18 protein-coding genes are annotated in these 23,313 nt (G+C 63.4%); 11 read left to right on the forward strand and 7 right to left on the reverse strand.

Annotated elements, in window-relative coordinates:
* Positions 1-53: 53 nt before the first annotated feature.
* From KZJ38_RS33965 to KZJ38_RS33975, 3 genes are all read right to left on the reverse strand, one after another.
* Positions 54-1,727 (reverse strand): MFS transporter, encoded by a 1,674-nt coding sequence (locus KZJ38_RS33965; protein ID WP_219801394.1) that lies wholly within the window; start codon positions 1,725-1,727, stop codon positions 54-56.
* A 279-nt stretch (positions 1,728-2,006) separates the two neighbouring features.
* The gene (locus tag KZJ38_RS33970) at positions 2,007-3,674 is read right to left on the reverse strand and encodes a methyl-accepting chemotaxis protein (RefSeq protein WP_219801395.1); all 1,668 of its coding nucleotides are present in this window, start codon (positions 3,672-3,674) and stop codon (positions 2,007-2,009) included.
* 340 nt (positions 3,675-4,014) lie between these two features.
* Positions 4,015-5,595, reverse strand: a complete 1,581-nt coding sequence (locus KZJ38_RS33975) for a complex I subunit 4 family protein (RefSeq protein ID WP_219801396.1) — start codon at positions 5,593-5,595, stop codon at positions 4,015-4,017.
* A gap of 454 nt (positions 5,596-6,049) precedes the next feature.
* Between KZJ38_RS33975 and KZJ38_RS33980 the strand changes: the two genes are divergently transcribed.
* The 3 genes from KZJ38_RS33980 (at position 6,050) to oxlT (ending at position 9,149) form a co-directional block, all read left to right on the forward strand.
* Positions 6,050-6,298: a hypothetical protein gene (locus tag KZJ38_RS33980; protein ID WP_219801397.1), complete on the forward strand. Its 249-nt coding sequence runs from the start codon at positions 6,050-6,052 to the stop codon at positions 6,296-6,298.
* Between the two features lie 259 nt (positions 6,299-6,557).
* Positions 6,558-7,502 (forward strand): S66 peptidase family protein, encoded by a 945-nt coding sequence (locus KZJ38_RS33985; protein WP_219801398.1) that lies wholly within the window; start codon positions 6,558-6,560, stop codon positions 7,500-7,502.
* 357 nt (positions 7,503-7,859) lie between these two features.
* On the forward strand, positions 7,860-9,149 hold the full coding sequence (oxlT, locus tag KZJ38_RS33990) for an oxalate/formate MFS antiporter (RefSeq protein WP_219801399.1): 1,290 nt from the start codon (positions 7,860-7,862) through the stop codon (positions 9,147-9,149).
* A gap of 9 nt (positions 9,150-9,158) precedes the next feature.
* Here the strand turns inward: oxlT and KZJ38_RS33995 are convergent, their stop codons facing one another.
* The gene (locus KZJ38_RS33995) at positions 9,159-9,503 is read right to left on the reverse strand and encodes a DUF4148 domain-containing protein (protein ID WP_219801400.1); all 345 of its coding nucleotides are present in this window, start codon (positions 9,501-9,503) and stop codon (positions 9,159-9,161) included.
* Positions 9,504-9,735: 232 nt separating this feature from the next.
* Between KZJ38_RS33995 and KZJ38_RS34000 the strand changes: the two genes are divergently transcribed.
* The 7 genes from KZJ38_RS34000 (at position 9,736) to KZJ38_RS34030 (ending at position 18,638) form a co-directional block, all read left to right on the forward strand.
* Complete coding sequence (locus KZJ38_RS34000) at positions 9,736-10,110, forward strand: hypothetical protein (protein ID WP_219801401.1); 375 nt, start codon at positions 9,736-9,738, stop codon at positions 10,108-10,110.
* A 345-nt stretch (positions 10,111-10,455) separates the two neighbouring features.
* Positions 10,456-11,379, forward strand: a complete 924-nt coding sequence (locus KZJ38_RS34005; RefSeq protein WP_219801402.1) for a LysR family transcriptional regulator — start codon at positions 10,456-10,458, stop codon at positions 11,377-11,379.
* A 43-nt stretch (positions 11,380-11,422) separates the two neighbouring features.
* Positions 11,423-12,097, forward strand: coding sequence for a response regulator transcription factor (locus KZJ38_RS34010; protein WP_219801403.1), 675 nt, complete (start codon positions 11,423-11,425; stop codon positions 12,095-12,097).
* 46 nt (positions 12,098-12,143) lie between these two features.
* The gene (locus tag KZJ38_RS34015) at positions 12,144-15,482 is read left to right on the forward strand and encodes an efflux RND transporter permease subunit (protein WP_219801404.1); all 3,339 of its coding nucleotides are present in this window, start codon (positions 12,144-12,146) and stop codon (positions 15,480-15,482) included.
* Positions 15,472-16,695 (forward strand): efflux RND transporter periplasmic adaptor subunit, encoded by a 1,224-nt coding sequence (locus KZJ38_RS34020; protein WP_219801405.1) that lies wholly within the window; start codon positions 15,472-15,474, stop codon positions 16,693-16,695. Before KZJ38_RS34015 ends, KZJ38_RS34020 begins: the two co-directional genes overlap by 11 nt.
* A 10-nt stretch (positions 16,696-16,705) precedes the next feature.
* Positions 16,706-18,211 carry an efflux transporter outer membrane subunit gene (locus KZJ38_RS34025; RefSeq protein WP_246641909.1) on the forward strand — a complete coding sequence of 502 codons (1,506 nt, stop codon included), beginning with the start codon at positions 16,706-16,708 and terminating at the stop codon, positions 18,209-18,211.
* A gap of 136 nt (positions 18,212-18,347) precedes the next feature.
* On the forward strand, positions 18,348-18,638 hold the full coding sequence (locus KZJ38_RS34030) for a DUF4148 domain-containing protein (protein WP_219801407.1): 291 nt from the start codon (positions 18,348-18,350) through the stop codon (positions 18,636-18,638).
* 24 nt (positions 18,639-18,662) lie between these two features.
* Here the strand turns inward: KZJ38_RS34030 and KZJ38_RS34035 are convergent, their stop codons facing one another.
* The 3 genes from KZJ38_RS34035 to KZJ38_RS34045 form a co-directional block, all read right to left on the reverse strand.
* A complete protein-coding gene (locus KZJ38_RS34035) occupies positions 18,663-19,412 on the reverse strand; it encodes a response regulator transcription factor (protein WP_219801408.1) in 750 nt (249 codons plus the stop codon).
* Positions 19,413-19,487: 75 nt separating this feature from the next.
* Positions 19,488-20,948, reverse strand: a complete 1,461-nt coding sequence (locus tag KZJ38_RS34040) for a sensor histidine kinase (protein WP_246641910.1) — start codon at positions 20,946-20,948, stop codon at positions 19,488-19,490.
* Positions 20,945-21,634, reverse strand: coding sequence for a response regulator transcription factor (locus tag KZJ38_RS34045; RefSeq protein ID WP_219801409.1), 690 nt, complete (start codon positions 21,632-21,634; stop codon positions 20,945-20,947). The genes KZJ38_RS34040 and KZJ38_RS34045 overlap by 4 nt, the downstream gene beginning before the upstream one ends.
* Positions 21,635-22,022: 388 nt before the next feature.
* Here KZJ38_RS34045 and KZJ38_RS34050 point away from each other — a divergent pair, with 388 nt between their 5' ends.
* Positions 22,023-23,309 (forward strand): porin, encoded by a 1,287-nt coding sequence (locus KZJ38_RS34050; RefSeq protein WP_219801410.1) that lies wholly within the window; start codon positions 22,023-22,025, stop codon positions 23,307-23,309.
* The last annotated feature ends 4 nt before the right edge of the window (positions 23,310-23,313 follow it).

The following is a 23,313-nucleotide window of genomic DNA, read 5'->3' on the forward strand; positions in this document are numbered from 1 at the left end:
TTGCGTCGAACCGGTTCGCTTCGAGAGTGAGTTGGGTAGGCAGCCAGGCAGATCTACTCCGGCTGCGCCGCCGCCCCGTCCGCGGCCGCGTGCGCGGCCCCTGCCCCCGCTGCCCCAGCCGCCGCCGCAGCCGCCGCGCCTTCCGCCGCACCATCAGCCGGATACACGACGCGCACCGTCGGCACGAACCACGAAAGGCACAGCCCCAGCACCGCGGCGACCGCAGCGAGCGCGAGGCCGACGTGAATCGAGTCGATCAGCGCCTCGCGGGCCATATGCATCATCGGCCCGCCGACATGCCCGGCCGTAATCAGATGCTCGATCAGCGCGGCCTGCTGCGAGTGGTCGACGCGCAAATCGGGGCTCGCGAACGACTGCAGCCACTGCGTCGCCTGATACGAATCGAGCGAACGGTGCACATCGCGCACATACAGATGGCTCAGCAGCGCGCCCGTCATCGCGGTGCCGAGCATGCCGCCGAAGATCCGCAGCGACTGCAATAGCGCCGTCACCGCGCCGATATGATCGCGCGCGACGATCTGCTGCGAGCAGATCGTCAGGTTCGTCGCGACGACGCCGAGACCAAGCCCGCTTAGCGCCATGCACAACATCCACACGTAATGCGGCTGGTGGCCCGTAATCGCGACCAGCGCGAGACACGACACCGCAAACAGCGCAAAGCCGATATACATGAGCGTATTCGCGCGCGGGATGCGCGTAACGAGCCGGTTATTCAGCACACTGCCGACCGACGTGCCGAGCAGCAGCGGCGTGATCAGCATGCCCGACTCGTGCGGCGACATGCCGAAGCCGCCCTGAAACAGCAGCGGCACATAAAACACCATCGAAAACAGCGCAAAGCCGCCGAGCGTGGACATGGCAAACAGCGCGGCAAGCCGCCGGTCGAGCAGCATGTCGATGGGCACCAAGGGGTAGCCGATGCGTTTTTCCCAGAACCACAGAATGCCGCCGCAGGCGGTCGTAATCAGCATGAGCACGATCGTGATCATGCTCACGCCTTCTTTCGGCAACAGTTCGATCAGCAGTTGCAGCGCGCCGAACGTCGCCGCGACGACGAATGCGCCGAGCCAGTCGAGTTGCACCGGGCCCGCCTTGCGCAGATGCCGCAGCGGCGGCACGAAACGCAGCACGAACAGCAGCGACGCCACGCCGACCGGCACATTGACGAAGAACACGAAGCGCCAGCTCGCCGACTGCGTGAGCATGCCGCCAAGCGACGGCCCGACGACGTTCGCCAGCCCGAACGCCGACGTGACGAACACGAGCCAGCGCAGCCGCAATTTAGGATCCGGAAACAGATCGGCGACCGTCGCAAATACAGTGCCGATCAGAATGCCGCCGCCGATGCCCTGCAGGCCGCGGGCAATAACGAGAAACAACATGTTTGACGCGATGCCGCACAGCACCGACGCGCCGGTAAAAAGCGAGATTGCGGCGATCAGAAACGGTTTGCGGCCGAACAGGTCACCTAAGCGTCCAAAGATCGGAATCGTGATGACCGATGCGAGCATGTACGACGTCGCAACCCATGCATATAGATCGAACCCCTTGAGGTCCGCGACGATGCGCGGCAGCGCGGTGCCGACGATCGTCTGATCGAGCGCGACGAGCATCGCGACGAACGCGATGCCGAGCATGGCAAGCAGCGATTCACGAAACGGCAGCAACTGCCTGCCCGGTTCATAGGCGGCGATAGCGGGAATCATGATGGCGTCGGCGAGAGTGGAAAACGCAAGCAGCACAATGCGCGAGCGCTGTGCAGACTGTGGCACTGCCGCTGTGAATCGGCAAGTCACACTCCGTAAGTCGCTGAAAGCGCAAGAAAATGACAGACGATTGCAAGGCGTGCACCACTTTGGCCGCAGCCTTAGTCGTGCTTAGCCATTTGCTTCGCCTGCACCGCTTGCATTACTAACAACGCCTTTGCGGCGTTTATTCCCGCGAGCCGAAGAATGGGCTCGATGCTTCGAGCCCTCCGTGCGGGGTCAGGCCGCCACGGCGTACTCCGCCGCGTCCCCGTGCCGCGTGGCGGCCGCGCCCGCCGCGCGGCCTTGCGCGCCCGGATGGCGCGCGTGCAGCCCATCGTCTTCCCGCAGACGAAAGGCGCGCAGCGCGTTCTGCAGAATCACCGCCTGCTCGGTCAGCGATTGCGCGGCGGCCGCCGCTTCTTCGACAAGCGCGGCGTTTTCCTGCGTCAACGTGTCCATATGCGTCACCGCGAGGTTGACCTGCTCGATGCCCGAACTCTGCTCGGACGCTGCCGCGGCGATTTCCTGGATCAGCGTCGTGACTTGCGCGATCGCATCGCGCGCGCCGTCGATCGTGCCGCCGGCCTGCTCGACGAGTTGCGCGCCGCTGCCGACCTTGCTGACCGCATTGCCGATCAGCTCGCGCACTTCCTTCGCCGCTGCGGCGCTGCGATGCGCCAGCGAGCGCACTTCCGCGGCGACCACGGCGAAGCCGCGCCCTTCCTCGCCGGCGCGTGCCGCTTCCACGGCCGCGTTCAACGCGAGGATATTGGTCTGAAATGCGATGCCCTCGATCACCGCGATGATCTCGACCATGCGTTGCGACGCAGCCGAGATATCGCGCATCGTCGCAACCGCGTCGGCGACCATGCCGCCGCCGTCGCCGGCAATCTGCGCGGCCTTCACCGCGAGCTGGCTCGCTGTCTTCGCATGTTCGGCTGTTTGCCGCACCATCGACGTCACCTCTTCCATGCTCGCCGCCGTTTCCTCGAGCGAGGCCGCCTGGTTTTCGGTGCGCACCGACAGGTCCGCGCTGCCGGTTGCGATTTCGCGCGCGCCGGTCGCCACGCTGTCGGCGGCCGCGCCGATCTGGCGGACCGTGCCGGTCAGCGCGTCGCGCATGCGCTGCATCACGTGCAGCAGGCTGTCGTTGTAGTCATTACGACCCGCCCGATGCGCGCCCATATCGATCGCAACCGTCAGATCGCCCTCGGCAATCGCGCCGGCCACTTGCGCCGCGTAACGCGGATCGCCGCCGATCGTGCGCAGAATGCTACGGTTGATCATCCACACGAGCGATGCCAGCACGAGCGCGAGCACGACGAACACGCCGCCGAGCACGTAGAGCGTCTCCAGGAACGCCGCGTCGATATCGTCGACATAAGCGCCGGTCGAGATGATCCAGTCCCACGGCGCGTAACGCACGACGTAACCGATCTTGCCGACCGCTTCGCTTGAATGCGGATGCGGGAACACATAATCGACGAAACCGCCTTTCGGCGACTGCGCGACATGCGCGAAGCTCACATAGTGGTGGCGGCCGTCCGCGTCGGCGGTGTCGGCAAGCAGTTTGCCGTTGGTCGCGGGCTTGATCGGATGCATGATCATGCGCGGCGTCGAATCGATCACCAGCAGGTAACCGTCCTCGCCGTAACGGATATCGCGCAACCGCGCGAGCGCCTCCTTGCGCGCATCGGCTTCGGACATCGCTCCACTTTTCGCGAGCGCTGCGTACTCGTCGACGATTGACAGACCGACGTGCGCGATATTGTTCAGATCATTCTTGCGCTCGTCGATACGCGTCTGCCGCGAAAGCCATGCTGCCGACACCGACACGAGCAGCAGCGCCACCAGGCTGACGACAAGCGGCAACCAAAGCTTCTGCGCAAAACCTAGCTTGTGCATTCCTGCGCCTCCGTCTTTATGGTGGATCGAACCACCTTTTTAATAAGGCACATCGTTCCAGCCGCAAGCCGTACGCGCTACGGCGCAAGGTTGCGGCGGAAAAGCAAAGCCCGGTCATCCACGAGCTATGCCCGTTCCATATAACGACCGGAACGGGCAGCAAATTTGTAGAGGGAAACCCTTGCCTGTCGATGAATCTTCCGGCGAGGGCTATGGGGATACGGGGATATGACGATGCAGGCCGGCGCCGGGCTCACGCGCTTAAGCCGGGCCTAAGCGTGAACTTGAGCCTGAGCCTCGACGCGACGCCCGTGACCCCTGATGCGGATTCAATGCAGAATCAGCCGCGCGGCCGGTCGCGATCGACCACTACCATATGCTGCGCGCCCGTGGCCGGCGCGGCATGCACTTCCGGCGCGACGCGGCTATCGGCAACCCGCGTTGCGCCATTCGCTACCGTGCCTTCGGCTTGCGCGAGCACTTCGCCAGCCGTTGCATCGATCGCATCGGTGAACGGCTTCGGACAGATGCCGATCGCCAGCACGAGGACCGCGAGCGCGCCGAGCAGCACAAACTCGCGCTTGCCGACGTCGGCCAGATTCGCGACGCGCGCATTGGCCACCGCGCCGAAGATCACGCGCTTATACATCCACAGCGTGTATGCCGCGCTCAGGATCAACGTCAGCGCGGCGATCGCGCCGATCCAGAAGTTGAACTGGATCGCGCCCATCAGCACCATGAACTCGCCGACAAAACCGGACGTCCCCGGCAAGCCCACGTTGGCCATCGAAAACAGCATCACGAACACGGCGAAGCGCGGCATCGTGTTGACCACGCCGCCATATGCATCGATCGAGCCGCTTTGCGTGCGGTCGTAGAGCATGCCCGAGCACAGCAGCATCGCGCCGGACACAATGCCGTACGACAGCATCTGCACGACCGCGCCTTCCATCGAGATACGCGTGAACACGAAGAGGCCCAGCGTGACGAGCCCCATATGCGCGATCGCCGAATAGGCGAGCAGCTTGCGAATGTCCGTCTGCACGAGCGCGACGAGGCTCGCGTAGATCACCGCAACCAGCGACAGCGTGATGACCACCGGCGCGAAGAAGTGGCTCGCCTGCGGCACGATCGGCAGCGCGAAGCGCAGCAGGCCATAGCCGCCGATCTTCAGCATGCCGAGCAGCACGGCCGCCGCGGTCGGCCCTTCGAGGTGCACGTCGGGCAGCCACGTGTGCACGGGCCACATCGGCACCTTCACCGAGAAGGCGGCGAAGAAGCACAGGAAGATCAGCACCTGCGGCACGAAGTCGATTTGCAGCGAGCGCCACTGCGCGATGTCGAAGCTATGCGACTGCGAGTACAGGTACAGCATGGCGGCGAGCATCGCGAGCGAGCCCGTCAGCGAAAACAGGAAAAAGCGCAGCGCCGCATGCGCGCGATTCGACTGGCCCCAGGTGCCGATCAGCAGATACAGCGGAATCAGCGTTGCTTCGAAGAACACGAAGAACAGCATGCCGTCCTGCGCCGTGAACACGCCTTGCATAAAGCCCGACAGCAGCAGGAACGCGCCGAAATACTGCGCGACGCGCTTCGTGATGGACTGCCACGAAGCGATCACCACAATCACGGTGGTGATGGCCGTCAGCACGGTAAACCACAGCGAAATACCATCGACGCCAACATGCCACGCCACGCCGAACGACGGCAGCCAAGGCTTGTTTTCGACGAATTGCATCGCCGCGACATTGTTGCGAAAGCCTTCCACCAATGGCACGGCCGGCAGCAGAGCGACGCACGCGCCAATCAGCGCGATCCAGCGGGTACGGTTAAGCGCGCGATCCGAACCCGCGCGCAGCACGACAAGGCCGGCCACGATCGGAATCCAGATCAGCAGGCTGAGTAACGGAGGGAATTGCATGAGATTGACTGGGACTCTAAGCACAGCGACAGCCCGGCTGTCGCAACCGAAAGAAAACTGATTACAAATTGATTGCGGAAATAAAACGGAAAGGAGGACAACAGACGGGTCGGGTTGAAATACACCCGTCAGGGTTAACGAGGATAACCGTTTAGGCAATGTTTTGCAGCGCAACAAAAAATAGCGACGCACACAACGGATCATTGCCGTGGTTGGGGGTTGTCAGATTGAATGCTGTTGTGCTTCGCACAACGGGCAACGCTGAGCCGGGAATTGCCTGGGGCGAGCTGCAATTTTTTTAGGCAGCAACGGGACTTTTTGCCGCGGCGGTATGTCGCCGAATTACCACGCGTTGATTCTGATCGTTACGAAAAAAATCACATAAAAACGGGAAATCCCTGGCATGGCGTGTGCGGGCTTCGCGTTAGGCTCTAGCAAGGGAGGAGACAACCCGATGAGACGAGCTTTCAATATCGCAGTCGTCGTGCTGGTCGGCTTTCTGATTGCTGACCGGACCGCGATGCACGTGCAGGCACACGAGCAGGGATCGATCAGTTGCGCAGCGGGAGCAGACCTCGTGCGGCTCGACGCGCTGAATAAGGGCTTTTCCGACGCCGCGGCGACCAATCAGGGCGACGCGTTCAAGTCGGGCTGCTTTGTGACGGGGCGCGCCCAGGTCGGCGATCTGATCGCGCGGGATTAGGCGGCACGTTATTGGCTCCTTATTTGCCTATTGAGCGTGCGATAGGCGTGCGATAAGCGCGCAATAAAGTGCAATAAGAGCGAATTAGCCACCTTCCGGCCTTATTCCTTTTCTTTAAAGCCGCTATTGCGCATCGCCGCTTGCGCGCGATGCGCGACACCCTGCCCGCTTTCCCCAATCCTGCACAATAATGGACGGCAATCGAATCGCCGATTCTTCCAATCGGCCGCGCCGTTCGACTCGACAAGGGATCAAGCGTATGCATCTGCAAGGACAAACCGTCGGCGTGATCGCGCCGGCCGGCGTGCCCGATATGAACAACGTCGCGCGCGGTATTGCGCTACTGGAGAGCTGGGGGCTCGAGGTGCGGGTCGGCGCGCATGTGACGAAGCGCTTTCGCACCTTCGCCGGTACGCATGAAGAGCGCCGCGCGGACCTCGCATGGGCATTGACGGACCCGTCGATCGATATCGTATGGGTCGCGCGCGGCGGCTACGGCTGCGTGCATTGCCTGCCTGCGATTCCGCCCGCGCTGCCGCGCGAGAAAACGGTTATCGGCTTTTCGGATGCGACTTCCCTGTTCTGCGCGATGAGCGGCATGCCAAAGGCGCGGCTCATTCACGGACCGTCGCTCGGCAGTCTGGCCGCGCACGTCGACGACGCCTCACGGCAAAGCGTGCTGAACGCCCTGACTAACGGTGCTGCGGGCGTTGCGCCGGCCATTTCGCTGACCCACCTGCACGGACCGCAAACGCGCGTAAGCGGCCGCCTGCACGGCGGCAATATCACCACGCTCGCGAGCGTCGCCGGTACGCGCTGGCAGGCCGATTGCCGCGATGCGATCGTACTGCTCGAAGACATCACCGAGCTCGGCTATCGGCTCGACCGCAGCATCACGCTGCTCAAGGAAAGCGGCACGTTCGACGGCGCGCGCGCTTTCGTCTTTGGCGAGTTCGTGCGTTGCCCTGTACCTGAAGGCGCCGACTACACACTGCACGACATCTTCGTCGATCTGCTTGCGCCGTATGGTGTGCCGATCTTTGCCGGCATGCCGATCGGACATGCCGCGCAGAATGTTGCGTGGACGTATGGCGCGCCTGCGCACATCGAAAACGGCCGTCTACTGCTCGATGCATCGCGCGATGCCAATACGGCCGATACGTCGGCGTCGCTGCTGTCAAGCTTGTCGAGCCCGTCAAAGTAAATACATCGGCCTTGCGTCGGCTTTACAGCGCGCGCGTTAACGGTGCGCGCTGTCCTCAACGCCGCGCACCAGCGCGGGGCTCACGCACCGCGCGCAATCATCCTTCCTCTACGCACGCGCCGCGCCAGCGCATAAAGCACCGCGAACTGCAGGCGCTCGCCTGTATTGCTGTACCCGCCATTCATACGTAGATCCGCACGCTGCCTTGCTAAACGCGATCAGGCACATCTCGCCGCAATGCCTTTGGCATGGTTCTCGCTCAAGTCGGCCGTCCTGGTGCAGGACACACACGACACAACACAGCACGTCATAACGCACAGCCTGGCCCACACGCAATCTCGCAACGGAGAACCATCGATGAACACCCCTGTCCAGTCGCTCGATCACGCCGCATCGTCCGGCGTACGGTCCGCGACCTCCACGCGCTGGCTGCAGCTCGCGCTCGGTCTCGTCTGCATGATGTCGATCTCGAGCCCGCAATACGTGTGGACGCTGATGACCAAGCCGCTGATGGCCAAGCTCGGCATCTCGCTGCCTGAAGTGCAGGTCACGTTTTCGATTCTCGTCTTTCTGCAGGCTTTCTTTTCGCCGTTCCAGGGCGCGCTGATCGATCGCTTCGGGCCGCGCCGGCTGATCTCGATCGGCACGCTGCTCGCGGGCGTCAGCTGGATGCTCGCGTCGCATGCGTCGAGCACGACGATGCTGTACCTGACGTATGGCGGCCTCGGCGGTCTCGGCACCGGCATCGTGTATGTCGGCGTGGTCGGCCTGATGGTGCGCTGGTTTCCGGATCGCCGCGGCATGGCTGCCGGCGCAGTCGCAGCCGGTTACGGCATGGGCGCGATCGTCACGACGTTTCCGATTTCCGCCTCGCTCGCCGCGCACGGCATCGAATCGACGCTGTGGTTATACGGCATGATCTTCGCCGCGATCGGCTTCGTCGCCTCGCAAGGACTGCGCGTGCCGCCGCAAGCGCAAGCCAGCACCGCGGGCGCGCCCCACGCGCCGTCGTTGTCGACCACGCGCGAATTCCGCCCGTCTGAAATGCTGAAGACGCCGATCTTCTGGCTCATGTTCGCGATGATGACGATGATGTCGACCTCGGGCCTGATGGTCACGTCGCAGATGGCCAGCTTCGCGGCTGACTTCGGCGTCAGCAAGGTGCTTGTGTTCGGCCTCGCCGCGCTGCCGCTCGCGCTGACTATCGACCGCTTTACGAACGGCCTGACGCGGCCCCTGTTCGGCTGGGTGTCCGACAAGCTCGGTCGCGAAAACACGATGGCTTTCGCGTTTGCGCTCGAAGGCATCGCAATGACGCTGTGGCTGCTCACGCGCGACGACGCCGTGCTGTTCGTGCTGCTGTCGGGTGTCGTGTTCTTCGGCTGGGGCGAGATTTTCTCGCTGTTTCCGTCGACGCTGACCGACACGTTCGGCACGCGCTTCGCCACGGCTAACTACGGCTGGCTCTATATCTCGTTCGGCGTCGGCTCGATTTTCGGCGGCCCGCTAGCCGCGCTGCTGCATCAACATACCGGCAGCTGGGTGCCGGTGTTTGCGTGCGCGATCACGCTCGATATCGTGACCGCGGTGCTCGCGCTCTTCGTGCTGAAGCCGGCGCGCGCGAAGTTCGTTCGCGCGCAGCCGTAAACATCGGCATCAGTAAGAACCGAACGTGTTTTCCCACACGCTGGTTGTCTTCGGCACCTTAACGTTTTCGCCGAGACAATCAGCGCGATACTTCACCTGGAGCCGCGATTCCGCTGCCTGAATATCCGACGGGTAGTAGTTATCGCCGCTCGCTGAAGGATCGTAGCCCACCGACTCCAGTTCACTCAGCTCCTGCATGAGTTGCGCATGCGTGACAGGCCCCGAGAGCGGCTTGAAAGGATAGTCGTTGCATTCGTTCGGCGTCAGCTTGCCGCTTGCCGACGCCGCGCCGCTTGCGAGCAGCACGCAAAGCGCTACCGTGGCCTTGGTCGTTTTGATCCAGAAGGGTTTCATGTCGTCCGCTCCTTGCGGGATGTTGTGACAGTGCAAGGATGATCCGTACGACGTATCGAACCGCGATAAAACAGATGAACATTCTGTTAGGGTGACGCGGTTAGCCCGGCGATACCGGCCTCTCACGCGCCGGTTCCATGAAACAAGTTTCATCTTTTCACTGTCCGACTTCCACGCTCGGCGCGCGGCTTCGCGCCCATACTTCTGCCGTTCAGCAGCGGCAGGAGCCTATATGCACCACCCTATGCAAGTGGAACTCGTCAGCGACTACGGCGGCCAGGCGCTTCGTGTGACAATCGACCGCAGCGTGTCGATACTCGATGCGCCCGACCTCGATGCTCTGATCGAACATCTCGCGGTCTTGCGCGCAAAGATGAAGCCCGATATTCCACAGGAGATTTCCCGCCAGCATCGATATGTGGTCGAAATCGATCCGTGCTGGTACACGGAGAAAAACCCTATATTCGAAGGTGCTGTGCTGTTTTTCCGGCATACGGGCTTCAACTGGACCGGCTTCGCCGTGCCGAAGGAAAGCCTCGTCAAACTGATCGACGCGCTGACCGAGCATGCCGACGCTTCTCACGAAACGTACAGCATGCCGAACTGATTTCCCCTCCTCTTTCTCACCCCACTTCCGCCTGACATAGGCGGGCACGGCGCGACGCCGTCGCCCGCCTACGCGCACATGGGCGCCGTCCGTGCAGCGTTGCTCCCCTCCCGCTTTCTCCATTGCGCTCCACGAGACAATTGAGCGCGCAATTTTTCGCGTTTCTTCGACTGCATGTTTAGCGTGCTTATCATCGCGTTTACGCGCCTGCTTGAAGCACGAACTCGCGTTCGCAATACAACGACAAGCAATCCGAAATATAAAGAATCGTTCACGTTGAAGGCGTTCCGCTGTTAGGTCGACTGGCCGATCATTCGCAACGTCCAACGTTCGGGGCTTGCCGAAATGAATCAACTCCAGTCCATGCGTGTTTTTATGCGCGTCGTCGAATTGAGCAGCTTTACGATCGCCTCGCGCCAGCTCGGCATGTCGGCGGCAGCGGTCACACGCAGCGTCAATATGCTCGAGGCGCATCTCAATACGCGTCTGATCAATCGCTCGACACGCAGTCTTTCGCTAACCGAAGCGGGCGCACGTTATCTCGACGGCTGCCGCTCGATCGTTGCGAATGTCGACGAAATGGATGCGAACCTCACGCGCACCGCGCATTCGCCGCACGGCACGGTGCGCCTCGCCGCGTCGACGACCTTCGCCAACACCGAACTCGTTGCGCTGCTCGCCGACTATCGCGCGGCCGAACCGGGTGTGGACTTCGAAGTCGCAACCTTCGAAGCGAATCTCGATCTGATTGATGGCGGCTTCGACGTCGGCTTCACCGACGACGACCGCCTCGTCGGCACTTCGCTGGTGGGCCGCACGCTGATGCAGTACCGCAGCGTGCTCGTTGCGTCCCCTTCCTATCTCGCCCGGCAAGGCACGCCGCTCAATCCATCGATGCTCAATGCGCATGCGTTGCTGGGCCCCGCGAACGGCGCAGCCCGTGCATGGGAATTCGCCGATGCGCATGGCGCGTATCGCGTGCCCGTGCGCTACAGTCTGCGCGCGACCAACACGGCGATGCTGCGCACAGCGGCATTGAGCCATATGGGCATCGCGCTGCTGCCCGCACCGACGGTCGTACGCGAACTCGCGAGCGGCGCGCTGTCGCTGGTGCTCGAACGCTTTCCCCTCAACGACGGCGCGCGCCATTTTTCGATTGTCTATTCCGGCCGCAATCATCTAACGGCCAAAGTGCGCGCTTTCGTCGACTTCACCGTTGCACGGTTCCGCTCCGACGAGCGCAAGACATCGTTACGCGCCGTCGCGTAACGCCGCCCGCATCAATCGATGCATCCGACGAGCTCGAGAGCGTATGGCCAGAATCCTCACCATCGAAGACGACGAATGGGTCGTCGGCGACATCGTGCGCGCCCTGAGCGCCAGCGGACTCGCCGTCGACGTTGCGCGCACGGGGCGTGAAGGGCTCGTCAAGGCGATGTCCGACGCTTACGACGTGATCACGGTGGACCGCGTGCTGCCTGACCTCGACGGCCTCAAGATCGTCTCGACGATGCGCGGCGCCGGCATTGAAACACCGGTGCTCGTGATGAGCGCGCTGGACGGCGTCGAGCAGCGCATCGAAGGTTTGCGCGCGGGCAGCGACGACTATCTGATCAAGCCGTTTTCCGCCGATGAAATGTCGGCGCGCGTCGAAGTGCTGCTGCGCCGCCGCCCGCGCAACGCGCCCGAGCCGATCGTGTTGCGCGTCGGGCCGCTCGAACTGGATCGCATGCGCAGACGCGTAACGGCACGCGAGCGCAACATCACGTTGCAGCCCACGGAATTTCGCCTGCTCGAATTCATGATGCGACACGCGGGCCAGGTGATGACGCGCACGATGATTTTCGAGGGCGTCTGGGGCGGCCGCTACGACCCCGGCACGAACCTCATCGACGTGCATATCGGCCGCCTGCGCCGCAAGCTCGAAGCGGGCGGCGAGCCGCCGCTGATCCGCACGGTGCGCGGTTCCGGCTACCTGCTCGGCTAGCTCGCTCCAGCATCCGAACCTTCGACCATCACACACTGCCTGCCCGATGCTGAAGATCGTCCGCCTCGCGTTGACCCGGCCTTACACGTTTATCGTGCTGGCATTGCTGATACTGCTGTTCGGCCCGCTCGCGGCGCTGCGCACGCCGACCGATATCTTTCCGGACATCCGCATTCCGGTTATCGCGGTGGTCTGGAATTACCAGGGCTTGCAACCGGACGACATGTCCGGCCGCATCATTACGTACTACGAGCGCACGCTTGGCACGACTGTCAACGATATTCAGCATATCGAGTCGCAATCGTTTCGCGGCTTCGGCGTCGTCAAGATCTTCTTTCAGCCGACGGTCGATATCCGCACCGCCACCGCGCAAGTAACGTCTGTCTCGCAGACCGTGTTGAAGCAGATGCCGCCCGGCACGACGCCGCCGCAAATTCTCAACTACAACGCGTCGACCGTGCCCGTGCTGCAGATCGCGCTGACCAGCGACAGGCTCGACGAACAGCAGCTGGCCGACTACGCGACGAACTTCATTCGTCCACAACTGCTGAGCGTGCCGGGCGTTGCGATTCCAACGCCCTACGGAGGCAAGATCCGCGATGTGCAAATTGACCTCGACCCGCTCGCGTTGCAACAGAAGCATTTATCAGCGCAGGATGTGGCGAACGCGCTCGCGCAGCAGAATCAGATCATTCCGGCCGGCACCGAGAAGATCGGCCGCTTCGAATACAACATCCAGCTGAACAACAGCCCGCACCGCATTGCCGCGCTCAACGCGCTGCCGGTCAAGACCGTTGATGGCACAACCATCTATATTCGCGACGTCGCGCACGTGCGCGACGGCTATCCGCCGCAGACCAACGTGGTGCGCGTTGACGGCCACCGCGCGGTGCTGATGAGCATCCTGAAGAACGGCAATGCGTCGACGCTCGATATCATCGCCGGCGTCAAGGCGAAGCTGCCGCGCATCGAGGCGACGCTGCCGCCGTCGCTCAAGCTCGTGACGATGGGCGATCAGTCGACCTTCGTCAAAGGCGCGGTGAGCGGCGTGGCGCGCGAAGGGATTATCGCGGCGGCGCTGACTTCGCTGATGATCCTGCTCTTTCTCGGCAGCTGGCGCTCGACGCTGATCATTGCAGCGTCGATTCCGCTCGCCGTGCTAAGCGCAATCGCAGCGCTTGCCGCCACCGGCGAAACGCTCAATGTGATGACGCTCGGCGGACTCGCGCTCGCGGTCGGGATACTCGTCGACGACGCGACTGTCACCATCGAAAACATCAACTGGCATCTCGAGCAGGGCAAGGACGTGCGTAGCGCGATTCTCGAAGGCGCATCGCAAATCGTGCTGCCGGCGTTCGTGTCGCTGCTGTGCATCTGCATCGTGTTTGTGCCGATGCTGCTGCTCAACGGCATTGCGCGCTTTCTGTTTGTACCGATGGCCGAATCCGTAATCTATGCGATGGTGGCGTCGTTTATCCTGTCGCGCACGTTTGTGCCGATGATGGCGCAATATCTGCTGCGCGCGCATGCATCCGGCGGGCATGCGTCGGGTGAACTGGCCGCCGTGATGGCTACGCATGGCGGCGCTTCGCACCCGCCGCACGACGCACATCACGCGCACGGCCCGCAGCTCCCGCAGCCTGCGCATCGCCTCGCCCACAAACCACCGCGCAATCCGCTCGTGCGCTTTCAGCGCCTGTTCGAGCGCGGTTTCAACTCGGTGCGCGGCACGTATCGCGCGCTGCTCGGCGCCGCGCTAACGAATCGCAAGCGTTTTCTGATCGGTTTTGCGCTGGCCGTCGCGTCTTCGCTGCTGCTCGTGCCATGGCTTGGCCGCAACTTCTTTCCGAATGTCGATTCGGGCGAAATCGAGATTCACTTTCGCGCGCCGATCGGCACGCGCATCGAAGATACCGCCGCGCTGGCCGATCACATCGAAGCAGCCGTGCGGCAAACCGTTCCGCCCGAAGAACTGGCCAATATCGTCGACAACCTCGGTTTGCCGAACAGCGGCATCGACCTCGCGTACAACAACAGCGGCACGACCGGCCCGCAGGACGGCGACATCTACGTGACGCTCGCCGCCGATCACGCGCCGACAGCCGACTATGTGCGCACGCTGCGCGCCACGCTGCCGCATGCGTTTCCGGGCACCACATTTGCCTTCCTGCCTGCCGATATCGTGAGCCAGATCCTGAACTTCGGCGCGCCCGCGCCGATCGACGTGCAGGTGTCGGGGCCCGACGAGGCCGCAAATCGCCGCTACGCGGTCGAACTGCTGCGCCGCATTCGTGGCGTGACCGGCATTGCGGACACGCGCATCCAGCAGGCGTCGACCTATCCGCAGTTCACCGTTGCCGTGGATCGCTCGCGCGCCGACCAGCTGGGCATCACCGAAGACAACGTCACCGATTCGCTCGTCGCGAGCCTGACCGGCACGGGTCAGGTCGCGCCGGCGTTCTGGCTCAATCCGCGCAACGGCGTGTCGTATCCCATCGTCGCGTCGACACCGCAATACCGGATGACCTCGCTTTCCAGCCTCGAAAATCTCACGGTGACGGGCGCCGACGGCCGCGCGCAGTTGCTCGGCGCGATCGCGAGCGTCACGCGCGGCGTGGGCGACCTCGTCGTCTCGCACTACAACATCGAACCGCTCTACGACGTGTTCGCCACGACGCAGCGCGCCGACCTCGGTTCCGTCGCATCGGGCATCGAAGGCATCCTGCACGCGACCGCGCACGATGTGCCGAAAGGCGCGCGCGTCACGCTGCGCGGCCAGGTGCAGACGATGAACAGCGCTTTCACGGGCCTGCTGCTCGGCCTGGTCGGTGCGATCGTGCTGATCTTTCTGCTGATCGTCGTCAACTTCCACTCGTGGAGCGATGCGGGCGTGATCGTCGGCGGCTTGCCGGCGGCGCTCGCGGGCATCGTCTGGATGCTGTTCGCGACGCATACGCCGCTCTCCGTGCCTGCGCTGACAGGCGCGATTCTGTGCATGGGCGTCGCGACGGCCAACAGCATTCTCGTCGTAACCTTCGCGCGCGAGCGGTTGCGCGCAACCGGCGATGCGCGTATCGCCGCACTCGAAGCAGGCTTTACGCGCTTTCGCCCGGTGTTGATGACGGCACTCGCCATGATCATCGGCATGGCGCCGATGGCGCTCGGACTCGGCGACGGCGGCGAGCAGAACGCGCCGCTCGGCCGCGCGGTAATCGGTGGTCTGTTGTGCGCAACCTGCGCGACGCTGCTCGTGGTGCCGGTGCTATTCAGCATCGTTCACCGAAACGATGCGCACGACCCCAATGTGCCCGCGCACACCGACGCCGATCCGGATTCCGATTCAACCGGTTCTGATTCCGCAAAAGGAAACGCCCATGTCCACTGAAGTCGACATCGCCGCGCCGAAGCGCCCTGCTCATCTGAAACTGGCCGGCATCGCGATCGCGCTGGCCGCCGTTGCGGTGCTCGCGGACGGCATTGCGAGCCGCGTGCACACGCGGCATGAGGTCGCGAAATGGACCACGCAACAGGCCCTGCCGACCGTCGCAACCATCGAGCCGCAGCCGCTCGCATCGACCCAGCAGCTCGTCTTGCCGGGCCATCTCGCCGCATGGATCAATGCGCCGATCTATGCGCGCGTGTCGGGCTATCTGCATGCGTGGTACGCCGATATCGGCACGCCGGTGAAAGCCGGGCAACTGCTCGGCGTGATCGATACACCGGACCTCGATCAGCAGTTCGATCAGGCGCGCGCGGACCTGCGCAAATCGATGGCGACCGAAAAACTCGCGGCCGTCACGGCGCAACGCTGGACGCAGATGCTTTCGCAGGATTCGGTCTCGCAACAGGAAACCGACGAAAAAACCAGCGACCTCGCCGCGCAACAGGCGACGGTGGCAGCCGAGCAGGCGAATGTGAATCGCCTCGAAGCGCTCGAATCGTTCAAGCGTATCGTCGCGCCGTTCGACGGCGTCGTCACCGCGCGCGATACCGATGTCGGCGCGCTGATCGACGCGGGCGGCGGCAACCGGCCGCAACTCTTCACGGTGTCGGACGCGAAACAGCTGCGCGTCTACGTGAGCGTGCCGCAAAGCGAAGCGGCCGCCGTGCGGCCCGGCATGCAGGCCACACTTAGCGTACCCGAGCGGCCCGGCATGACGTTCAATGCATCACTCGTCGATACCGATCATGCGATCGCGCCATCGTCGGGAACGTTGCTCGTGCAACTTGCGGTCGACAATCACGCCGGTTTGCTTTTTCCCGGCGAGTATACGGAAGTGCGCTTCGCGCTGCCGACCAATGCGCATGCGTTGCAAATTCCCGCGAGCGCACTGATTTTCCGGCACAACGGCTTGCAGGTCGCAACCGTCGGCCCGCAGAATCGCGCGGTGATGAAAAGCGTGACGATCGCGACCGATCTCGGTGCGCATGTCGTGATCGGTTCGGGCCTCGCCGCCGGCGATCGGGTGATCGACAATCCGCCCGATTCGCTCTCGGCCGGCGATCTGGTGCGGGTTGCCGCGGCGACGGCCGGGTCTCCGTCTGCTTCCACTCATACCGCTGAAGCGCAGAACCACGCGGAGCACGCGCATGGGTAGGCGGCGGAGGTTGCATGCCCCGGCCGCGCGAAGCGCCATCGCGCTTGTCGCCGCGCTTGCCTTGAACGCGTGCTCGCTTGCGCCGCCGTATCAGGTCCCGCCCACCGCGATCCCGACCTCGTTCAAGGAAAGCGGCCCGTGGCAGCTGGCCCGCCCCGCCGACCGCATACCCCGCGACGGCTGGTGGAAAGTCTTCGACGACACGCAACTAAGCGCGCTGGAAACGCGCGTCGATGCCGCCAATCCTGACGTGGCCGCTGCCGTTGCGCGCCATGACAAGGCCGAAGCGCTGGTCGACCAGACCCGCGCCGGCCTCTTTCCGACGATCGGCGCCAATCTCGACGCGACACGCGCGCGGCAATCGGACCGCCGCCCGCTGCGCGGTGCAAACGAACCCGACGACTTCTATTCGAACACGTTCGCGCTCAGCGCCGATTTCGATCTCGACCTGTGGGGCCGAGTGCGCAACCAGGTAAAGGCCGGCGTTGCGAACGCCCAGGCGAGCGCGGACGATCTCGCGTCGCTGCAGCTCGACCTGCAGGCCAACCTCGCCGACGACTACTTCATGCTGCGCGGCTTCGACGAACAGCAGCAACTGCTCGCCGATGCGGTCGACACGTACCGCCGCGCGCTTGCGCTGACGGTCAGCCGGCACAACGGCGGCATCGCGTCGGGGCTCGATGTGTCACGCGCGCGCACGCAGCTGCAAATGGCGCTCGCCGCCGCCGACGATACGAGCGCGCGGCGCGCCCTGCTCGAACATGCGATCGCCACCCTGACCGGCACGCCCGCCTCGAGCTTCGCGCTTGCGCCCGATACGACGCGTTCGCGGTTGCCGTCCGTGCCGACCGGCGTGCCCGCTGTGCTGCTGCAACGGCGCCCCGACATCGCGGCCGCGGAACGCCGCGTCGCGGCCGCCAACGCGCAAATTGGCGTAGCAAAAGCCGCGTACTACCCCGACATTTCGCTCGGTGCGACCGCAGGCTATCAAACCAGCGTGCTGTCGCCGTGGTTTATCGCGCCCAACGAAATCTGGTCAATCGGCCCGAACCTTGCGCTCACGCTATTCGACGCGGGACGCCGCCGCGCGGTGACGCGCGAAGCGCGCGCGCAGCTCGCGCAGAACGGCGCGCAATACAAGGCGACGGTGCTGCTCGCGTTCCAGCAGGTCGAAGACAATCTCGCGCTGCTTCATCATCTCGGCGACGAATCGGTCCACGACGACGATGCGCTCGACGCCGCGCAACGCACGTTGAAGCTCGCGACTTCGCGCTACAAGGATGGGGTGGTGAGCTATCTCGATGTGGTCACCGCGCAGACGACGGCGCTCGATACGCAGATCGCGTCGTCGGACCTCTATACGCGCCGGCTCACGGCGTCGGTCGGGTTGATCCAGGCGCTCGGCGGCGGGTGGCAAAACGGCAGCGGCAGCGGCAGCGGCGGCGCGCAGGACGCACCGATGGCCCACGATGCACGCGCGACGCAGACCTCCGCACCGCACGCCGCCGCAGGATGAACGAGTTTTCATCGTCACACGGCCGAACGGCTATGGGGCGCTGCTTACACTGAACCCAGACCGTAGCGATTCACATATACCCATCGACGACGGTCTATTTCTTCCTCAGCTTCCGACCCTTAGGATGGCGAATATCATGAAACTTGCACTGATCACCCTTGCACTCGCCGGCGCCACACTGTGCAGCCCGGTCTTCGCACAAACCTCCATGGCCGCGGGTACGAACACCGCTGCAAACACGGCCGCCAGCGTCGCGCCCACGCCGACGAATCCGTCACCCAGCGTATCGCAACCGGGCCAGTGGGTGCCGCCGTATGGCCAGCCCCAGACTGGTCTGACCCGTGCACAGGTCTATCAGGATCTCGTTCATGCCGAGCAGGACGGGCAGCTTCAGTATCTGAACAAGACGCTGTACTCGCACGGTTAAGCAACACGCGCATGAGCGCTCTGCTCACGCTTGCGCCGACAGCTGATAGCCGAAGCGGCTCACCGTGTCGATCCGCACCTGCGGACAGCGCCCGGCCAGCTTGCGGCGCAAGCGTGACACGACGAGGTTCACGCATGCGGGATCGACCTCTTCCTTCTCCGACCACGCGTAACGGATCAACTGATCGCGCGGCACCGGCGCATCGAAGCGGCGCAGCAGGCATTCGAGCAACTGATACTCGCGTCTTGTCAGCGCGACGCGGCCGACGCCGGCCACGAGTTCGCGCGTGGCTGCATCGAGATGCACAGTGATCGGTAGCGATCCTGATGTCTGCGTGGTTCGAACGGGTTGCCGGGGTTGGGTGGCCTGTATTGCCTGGGCCGGTTGCATCACCTTTGCAGGCGCCGTCGTGGCCATCCGCTGCAAAGCCGTAATCCGCTCCTGGATCTCGATGAACGAGTATGGCGGCGTCAGACACGCGTCGGCGCCCGCGCGCAGCATTCGCACGCGCTGCCCCGCATCGAGCCCGCGTACGAGCGCGATAATGACCGGCGCTTCGTCGACCGCCGACAGCGCCGGCAGCGCGTTCAGCAGATCGAACTGCGTGCCCGACTCCATGGCAAGCGCGACGACGGCGTCGAACGGGTCGTGCGCGGCAACGAAGGCGCCGTCACGGCTGTTGTCGACGCGCTGCACGCTGTGCGCGCTTTCGCGAAAAGCCTTATGCAACCATGTGGCTTCCGGATGATTCGTGGCAATCAAAAGTATGCGCATGCGAACGGTGACGAAGAGTCACGAAGGTTTGTCGTTGTGAACACGCGTGGGCGCGCCCGAGGTTTGCAGGCACGTTCATGCGAGCGTGTGCGGCCAGCATTCGACGCTCACGCGCGTGCCGGGCTCGGCACTGCCGATGCGCGCGGAAAAATCGTGCACCCTCAGCACCGCCGACACGATGCCGAGTCCGAGGCCCGAGCCCGCGATATGCCGCGTATGCTCGCCGCGATAGAAGCGCTGCATGACCGCATGGCGTTCCCCGACCGGAATGCCGGGCCCGTTGTCGATCACGTCGACTTGCGGACCGTCGCGCATCTGCGCAAGCTTGACGCACACCGCGCCGCCAGCCGGCGTGAATTTCAGCGCGTTGTCGAGCAGATTGCTCAGTGCTTCGAACAGCAGCGCGCGATCGCCATGCACGACCTGAACCGCCGTGGCCTCAACGCTGAGCGAAATCGAACGGCTCTCGGCCAACGGTTCATAGAGCTCGCAGACATCGCGCACGAGCGCATCGAGATGAATTTCCGCAAAACCGCCGCGCCGTTTGAGCGAGCCGATTTCCGAAATGCGCAGCATCGCGCGGAAGCGGTCGAGCAGCTGGTCGGTTTCTTGTCGCGCGCGCTCGAGCATCGGCATCCAGACATGCGTTTGCCTGTCTCCGCTCGCGCCGCGCGCACTTTCGTCGATATGCGCGAGCAAGGACCGGACATGGGCGAGCGGCGTGCGCAGGTCGTGGGCAATGCCGTCGCAGGCGCCTTTCACTTCCGTCATCAGGCGCTCGACTTCGTCGAGCATGTGGTTGACGAGATGCGACAGCATGTCGAGCTCGTCGCGGCCGCCGACCGGCAAGCGCTGGTTCAGATCGCCTTGCGCGATCAGTTGCGTAACGCGGCGGATTTCACGCACGCGCCGCATTTGGCGCATGCCGAGCGCAAGCCCGCCCGCCACACCGGCCGCGAGACAAAGGCCGCTGCTCAACAGCAGCGCGTTCAGTATCGTGTCGCGAATGCGGATGATATGCGTGAGGTCGCGCGCGACCAGCAGCACGTCGCCGTCGCGGCGCCGGACGGCCATCGCTCGCACGACCGGCGCCGTTTGCGCGCCGGCCAACGGCAACGTGCGATCGAGCGTGACGCCTTTGCGGTCAGTCGGTATGCCCGCCGGAAGCCTCGTGATGTCGCCGGCCAGATGCTCGCCGTCCGCGCGAAACAGACCGTAATACGCGGCATGCATGCGTTCGCGCTCGAGCCGGTGTCCGATCGTCTCGGCCAGCTCGGCACGCGGTATCGCGCCAAAATAGGTGAGCTGCCAGTCCATCACGAGGTCGTTCTGCCGCTCCATTTCACCGGTCACGACCCAGCTCATAAAGCCGAGCAACAGCATGACCGATACCGCAAAAATCAGCCCGTAGACCGATAGCAGACGGAACGTCGTGGCGTGCCAGCGCCGTCCGATATCGGGCGCGCGCGTGCGTGAGAAAGCCGCCGATGACGCAGATGAGGCGTCCGATGAATCACTGGAAGAAAGCGTGCTCAACGTTGCTCCTCGCCGAACATATAGCCAGACCCGCGCATCGTGTGGATCATCGCGCGCGCACCGGGTGGATCGAGCTTTCTGCGCAGGCGTCCCATATGTACGTCGATCAGGTTCGTGCCCGGATCGAAGTGGTAGCCCCACACCGCTTCGAACAGCATCGTGCGCGTGATGGTGCGGCCCGCATGACGCATCATGTATTCGAGCACGCGGTATTCGGTGGGCAGCAAGGCGATCTCCTCGCCATCGCGGCGAACCTTACGAGACACAAGGTCCAGCTCGATCGGGCCGACGTTCAGCACCGCTTCCGATTGCGGCATCGGTGCGTTGCGCCGGCGTAGCAGCACTTCGAGCCGCGCGACCATCTCTTCGGGATCGAACGGTTTCGTCAGGTAGTCGTCACCGCCGGCGCGCAGGCCGCGTACGCGTTCGTCGACGTCGCCGAGCGCGCTCAGCATCAGCACCGGCGTTGTCACGCCGATGCTGCGCATCGTTGTAAGAATCGACAGGCCGTCCATGCCGGGCAGCATCCGGTCGAGCGTGATCACGTCATAGTCGTCGCTCAGCGCGCAAACCATCCCCTCCTTGCCGTTGTCGATCCAGTGCACGGAGAAGCCCCTGCGGCTCAGTTCGTTGACGATCTCGCCCGCGGCAATTTCGTCATCTTCGATCGTCAACACTTTCAACATGGTCTTTCAATCGCCTCGCCGGTCGCTTTGTCGTTGCTTCGTGGTTGCCTTGCCGTCGCTTTCGGGGCTGATGCGCCCGGCTGCGACCGATGCCGTTTATCGGGGAACCGCCCCGGGCATTCGCCCCGTTTCGTTACTGAGAGCTTACGCGCCGCTATCCATCCAAACTGTAGCAATTCGATGAAAAAATTTTCATGTTTGCGCCGTGCATCAAGCGCATAGCGGCTCGCGCCCCGATTCAGTTTTACGCAAGAGTTCATTGCACGTCGTGCATTTGCGTTGCACTGCTACATTCCGTCGCAACGAAGCGTATCGGCTTCGCCAATCCGTTGGCAGCTGCGGATTGCAGCAGGACGGAATCAATGAAATCAATGCACGGAGACGACACATGATGAAAATACCGAGCGGGAAGTACTGGATTGCCGCCCTCGTGCTCGGATCGCTGATCGATGCCGCACACGCGGACGACAGCGACAGCGTCACGCTTTACGGGGTCATGGACGTCGCGGTGGGGGTGGTCGAACATAGTGCGAATGCAAGTTCTTCGTTTCCGACCACGGTGAATCCTGTCAGCAAGGTCAGCACCCAGTTTCAGAATCCTGTCTACGGCCTCTTCAACGGCGGCATTTCCGATTCGCGGTGGGGCATACGCGGCAACGAAAATCTCGGCGGCGGATTGAATGCGTTCTTCGATCTCGAATCGGGCTTCAATGCACAGTCAGGTCAGTTGAATAACGCGGCCGCCTCGCTGACGGGTAATAAAAATACGGTAGCGGCAGCATCGGCGCTCAACGGCCAGCTATTCAACCGCGACGCTTACATCGGACTGCGCGACGGCAAATTTGGTTCCGTCGAATTCGGCCGTTCGACGACCTTCGGCTTCGACGTGATCACCGCCTACGATCCGCTGTTCCAGTCGCAGCTGTTTTCGCCGCTCGGCTTTTCGGGATCCTACTCGTCGGGTGGCATTACCGAAGGATCCCGAACCGATAACAACATCAAATACACGAACCACGTCGGCGACTTCAACTTCGGCCTTTCATATAGCTTCGGCGGCGTCGCCGGCCACTTCGGCGACGGCTCGACCTTCGGCGCCGTGGCCGGCTATCAGAACAACGCATTCGGCATTCAGGCGACTTACTACGAAGCGCGCGACATCGTGCACTCGGGCGCGCTCGTCGGCGCGAATGCGATCGATAGCCCGCTCATCGGCACCAATGTCGGCGCGCTGTCGCTCAACGACGACTACGACTATATGATCGCCGCCCGCTACGTGCTCGGCAATGCGACGCTCAAAGGCGGCTACGAACGCTTCGTGATCAAGCCGCCGAGCGACCCGGTGACGCCCGGCACGACGGTGAATTACTTCGGCTTTACAGGCGCGCTCGGCAACACCACGACGACGACCGCCACCAACGTCTACTTCTTCGGCGGCGACTACCAGTTCACGCCGACCTTCGACGTCGCGGCCGGCATCTACGATACGCAAACCGAGCAGTCGCAAGGCGTGCTGGGCGGCAACCAGTGGCAGTACTCGCTGCTGGCCGACTATCACTTCACGCGGCGCACGGACGTGTACGCCGGATACATGTTCTCGAAGTTCAATGGCGCGGCCTTCAATGGCTTTCAATCGACAAACTATATTCTTGCGACCGGCATACGCACTTTGTTCTGATTGA

It is taken from the genome of Paraburkholderia edwinii, assembly GCF_019428685.1.
In the GTDB taxonomy this organism is placed as follows: domain Bacteria; phylum Pseudomonadota; class Gammaproteobacteria; order Burkholderiales; family Burkholderiaceae; genus Paraburkholderia; species Paraburkholderia edwinii.